Source organism: Corallococcus sp. BB11-1, assembly GCF_026626625.1.
Classification (GTDB): Bacteria; Myxococcota; Myxococcia; order Myxococcales; family Myxococcaceae; genus Corallococcus; species Corallococcus soli.
The window spans coordinates 1-4,728 of record NZ_JAPNJY010000015.1; the positions used below are offsets into that span (position 1 = coordinate 1).

Sequence of the window (4,728 nt, forward strand, 5' to 3'; positions counted from 1 at the left end):
CACGCGGCCGCCGGCATGCAGCGCACCGTGGAGGCCCGCCGCGTGTTCCTGTGCGCGGGCGCGGTGAACACCACGGAGCTGCTGCTGCGCAACCGCGACGTCCTGGGCACGCTGCCGGATTTGAGCGCCCGGCTGGGCACGCGCTATTCGGCCAACGGGGACTTCCTCGCCTTCGCCTTCGACACGAAGGAGCCGTGGGACCCCTCGGTGGGCCCCACCATCACCACCGGCATGGTGGTGGAGGAGGGCACGGGCAAGGACAAGACCTGGTTCATGTTCCAGGAGGGCGGCCACCCGGTGCAGGCGGCGGGGCTGATGCTCGCCATGGATCCGGACCGCGCGCTCAGCCTGCCGGCGGACCTGCTGCAGCGCGAGCTGGTGAAGGTGCTGCGCCTGCGCTCGAAGGAGATGGCCTCCATCGAGAACGAGCGCGGCCGGTTCCAGGCGGTGTTCCTGGCCATGGGCCGGGACAAGGCCAACGGCCGGCTGTCCCTGTCGCCCGTCACGCGCGAGCTGCAGGTGCAGTGGGACGTGCCCGCGAACCTGCCGCTGTACCGCACGCAGGAGCAGCTGTGCGAGGACGTGGCCCGGGCGCTGGGCACGCGCGCCGCGTACAACCCGCTGTGGGAGCGGCTGCACCTGCCGGTGTCCGTGCACAACCTGGGCGGCTGCGCGATGGCGGCGGAGCCCGCGTACGGCGTCCTGGACGATGAGGGCCAGGTGCACGGCTACCCCGGCCTGTATGTCTTCGACGGCGCGGCGCTGCCGGTGGGCATTGGCGTGAACCCGTCGTCCAGCATCGCGGCCGTGGCCGAGCGCAACGTGGAGCGGGCCATCCGCAAGGTGAAGAACCTGCCCGGCTGGGTGGCGCCGGAGCGGGGGCCCACGAAGCCCGTGGTCGCGGACCCGACGGCGTCCCAGCGGGTGGGCCTGCGGATGATGCCGGTGGTGGAGGCGCCGCACACGCCCGTGGTGCCGGGGACGGATCCGCTGGGCGAGGTGGTGATTCCGCCCGGGGGCACGGTGGCCTCGCCCACGCCGGTGGTGGGCCTGCGCTTCACGGAGCGGATGAAGGGCTACCTGCGTCCGGGCCACGCGCCGGCGGACGACTTCGCCGGGGCGGCGCGGGCGGGGCAGCGCTCAGGCGACGTGGCGGAGTTCGTCGTCACCATCACGCTGCCCAACCTGGACCGCTTCCTCGCGCAGGAGTCGCACGGCGGCATCGCGCAGGGCACCGTCCACGTGCACGGCCTCACGCCGCCCGGGGGCGCGGCGGTGGAGAACGGCGTCTTCAACCTCTTCGTGGACACGGAGCGCTTCTACGAGCGGCGCATGCTGTACCTGCTGCCCTTCACCGGCGTGGACGGCCAGCCGTACCTCCTGGATGGCTACAAGGAGGTCTGTGACAACGCGGGCTTCGACGTGTGGAGCGACACGTCCACGCTCTACACGGTGGTGCGCCGGGGCCATGAGCGGTCCGGGCCCGTGGTGTCCACCGGCATCATCCGCCTGCACCTGCCGGACTTCCTCCAGCAGCTCACCACGTTCTCGGTGCTGGGCACGTCGTCGCCGCTGAAGCAGGCGGACGCGATGCGGCGGTTTGGCGGCATGTTCATGGGGACGCTCTGGGACGTCTTCGCTCGCGCGAAGTTCGACTAGGGAGGACGGCACATCGTGGGGATGGCGAAGCGATACGACGTGGTGGTGGTGGGCTCCGGCTTCGGGGGTTCCATCACCGCGCTCAGGCTCGCGCAGGCGGGCAGGTCCGTGGCGGTCCTGGAGCGCGGGCGGCGCTATGCCCCCGGGCAGTTCCCCCGCGACGTCACCCGCGCGGACGAGCTGCTCTGGCGCCATCCGTCCCGGCCCCAGGCGCAGGGCCTCTTCGATGTGCGCTTCCTGTCCGGCATCGGCACGGTGACGGCGAGCGGCGTGGGCGGCGGCTCGCTCATCTACGCCAACGTGCACGTCCGGCCGGACCCCATCGTCTTCGACCACCCACGCTGGCCCCGGGGCTTCACCCGCGAGGCCCTGGATCCGTACTACGACAAGGTCGCGCACGAGCTGGACGTGAAGCCGTTCCCCCCGTCCATCCCCCTGCGCAAGCGCGACCTGTTCCTGCGCGCCGCCCAGCGCATGGGCCGCCCGACGTTCGACCCGACGGAGGCCGTGTCCTGGACGGAGCCCTCCGCCCCGGGCCGCAAGGCCTGCCAGCTCTGCGCGGAGTGCGAGTTCGGCTGCCAGCACGGCGCGAAGAACACGTTGGACCTCACGTACCTGGCGCGCGCGGAGAAGCTGGGCGCCACGGTGTGGCCGGGCCTGTCCGTGTCCCACGTGCAGCGCGTGGCGGGGGGCTACCGGGTGCACTACCAGGACCTGGCCACGGGGGAGAAGGCGACCGTGGAGGGGAGCCGCGTGGTGCTGTCCGCGGGCGCGCTGGGCACGGTGGAGATATTGCTGCGCAGCCGCGACCGGGCCCGCACGCTGCCGCTCCTGAGCGACCGGCTGGGGCACGGGTACTCCGGCAACGGCGACTTCCTGGGCTCGTTGCACGGCAGCCGCGAGGAGATCCTCCCGTGGCAGGGCCCGGACGTGACCACGGTGATGAAGTTCTTCGACGCGGCCCCGCGCTTCACCCTGGTGACGGCCACCTTCAACCAGCCGGCGACGGCGGTGCTCGCCGGCATGGGACAGCCGACGCTGGGACCGCTGGGGGGCGTGGCTTCGCCGCTGTGGTCGAAGCTGGGGCCGCTCGTGCACCAGGCGTTCGCGAAGGGCCTGTTCAACAAGCCCCTGGGCAACGCGGTGGACCCGGCGCGCACGAGCAACCTGTTTGGCATTGGCCAGGACAACGCCAACGGGCGCATGGGGCTCAAGGGCAACCACCTGGACGTGGAGTGGGACTACGCGGGTGAGAACGCGGAGCTGGTGGCGCGGATGATGGGCGCGATGCGGGAGCTGGCGTCGCAGTACGGCGGGACGTTCGCGCCGCTGGTGACGTGGGAGCTGTTCCGCCGGCCCTTCACGGTGCACTCGCTGGGCGGGGCGCACCTGGCGGAGTCGCCGGACCGTGGCGTCGTTTCCAAGGAGGGGGAAGTGTTCAACTACCCGGGCCTGTTCGTGGCGGATGGCTCCGTCATCCCCACGTCGATTGGTTTCCATCCGGTGATGACCATCAGCGCGGTGTCCGAGCGCATCGCGGAGGCGGTGGCCCATGGCTTTTGAGCGTCGAGGCGGTGCGGCGATGTTGCGAGTGGTGTCCAGGGACGGGTCGCGGGACGGGCTGCCGGGGGTGGAGAAGTACGACTTCCTCGCGGGGGACGGCATCCCGCTGCGGCTCACCCGCTACGCGGGCGGCACGAAGGGGCCGGTGCTGCTGGTGCACGGCGCGGGCGTGTGGAGCGGCATGTTCATGCTGCCCACGCTGAGGGAGAACTTCGTCCAGTACCTGGTGCGCCACGGCTACGACACGTGGCTGCTGGACTGGCGCGCCAGCGTGCAATTGCCCATGCGCCAGTCCTCGCTGGACGACGCCGCGGACCACGACATGCCCGCGGCGGTGCGGCGCATCCGGGAGATCACGGGCGCGGAGTCGGTGCAGGCGGTGGTGCACTGCGCGGGGGCGGTGGCGTTCTTCATGTCGCTCGCGGCGGGGCACCTGCCGGACGTGCGCAGCGTCGTGGCGTCCCAGGTGGCGCTGCACCACGACGTGCCGAAGGCCACGCGCTTCAAGGCGCTGTTGCGGGTGCCGGAGCTGCTGGACCTGGGGCTGGACTCGCTCACGTCGGATGACGCGTCGAGCACGCCGCTGTTCCAGGCGGCCTTCAGCAGGGTGTCGAGCCTGCTGCGCATGGAGTGCGACAGCCCCGTGTGCCACCGGCTGTCGTTCATGTACGGGCGGCTGTACCGGCACTCCCGCCTCAACCGGGAGACGCACTCGCGGCTGGAGGAGCAGTTCGGCCGCTGCAACCTGATGACGTTCCGCCACCTGGGGCAGATGGCGCGCGTGGGGCACGCGGTGCGCTACGACCACGGGCGCGCGGGCAACCTCCAGCGCTACGGGCAGGTCCGGCCGCCGGACTACCTGGACCCGGCGCCCTTCAAGCGGCCCATCACGTTCATCTCCGGGGAGAAGAACCAGACGTACCTGCCCACGTCCACGGAGCGCACCTTCTCGTGGCTGCGCGAGGCGAACGGGGCGCGCTACTACCAGCGCCACATCCTGCCGGGCTGTGGCCACATCGACACCTTCATGGGCAGCACCGCGTCCGAGGACACCTACCCGGTGCTGCGCGAGGCGCTGGAGTTCCAGCCCCGCGCTCCCTGACGTCCGGCCTTCACGGTGTGGAGGCCGGGCGCGAGCCACGGACGCAGGGGCCAGGCTTGCGAGCGACGGGGCCGGAGGCAGGTCGGTCTCAACGCCCTGCGCGCAGCGCCTGCTTCCGAGCCTTTTCGAGAGGCCTTGGGAGGGCAGGGGAGCGGAGCGACCGCCCGCCGACGATGGCACCCCCACCCCCGGTGCTTACCGTTGGCCCGTCGCTGGAGTTCCTTCCCGCGCCCGCCTGTGGAGGCCCGAATGAAAGCCGTCGTGCTGAAGGACTATGGGGATGTGGACAAGCTCGCCGTGCAGGACATGCCCGAGCCGAAGGTGGGGCCGGGCGAGGTGAAGGTCCGCGTCATCGCCGCGAGCATCAACCCGGTGGACTGGAAGATTCGACGCGGCGACATGAA

Annotated in this window: 3 protein-coding genes; all 3 read left to right on the forward strand. The window is 71.4% G+C overall.

The window, feature by feature from the left end:
* The coding region (locus OV207_RS13175) for a GMC family oxidoreductase (protein ID WP_267555491.1) at positions 1 to 1,659 on the forward strand (1,659 nt) is incomplete at its 5' end.
* 21 nt (positions 1,660 to 1,680) lie between these two features.
* Positions 1,681 to 3,222: an FAD-dependent oxidoreductase gene (locus OV207_RS13180; protein WP_193428479.1), complete on the forward strand. Its 1,542-nt coding sequence runs from the start codon at positions 1,681 to 1,683 to the stop codon at positions 3,220 to 3,222.
* Between the two features lie 19 nt (positions 3,223 to 3,241).
* Positions 3,242 to 4,324, forward strand: a complete 1,083-nt coding sequence (locus OV207_RS13185; RefSeq protein ID WP_267555494.1) for an alpha/beta fold hydrolase — start codon at positions 3,242 to 3,244, stop codon at positions 4,322 to 4,324.
* Positions 4,325 to 4,728 lie beyond the last annotated feature (404 nt).

Excerpts from the sequence above, each read along its gene's own strand:
- OV207_RS13180 (WP_193428479.1), top strand. The coding sequence starts at position 1,681 with ATGGCGAAGCGATACGACGTGGTGGTGGTGGGCTCCGGCTTCGGGGGT.
- OV207_RS13185 (WP_267555494.1), top strand. The coding sequence starts at position 3,242 with ATGTTGCGAGTGGTGTCCAGGGACGGGTCGCGGGACGGGCTGCCGGGG.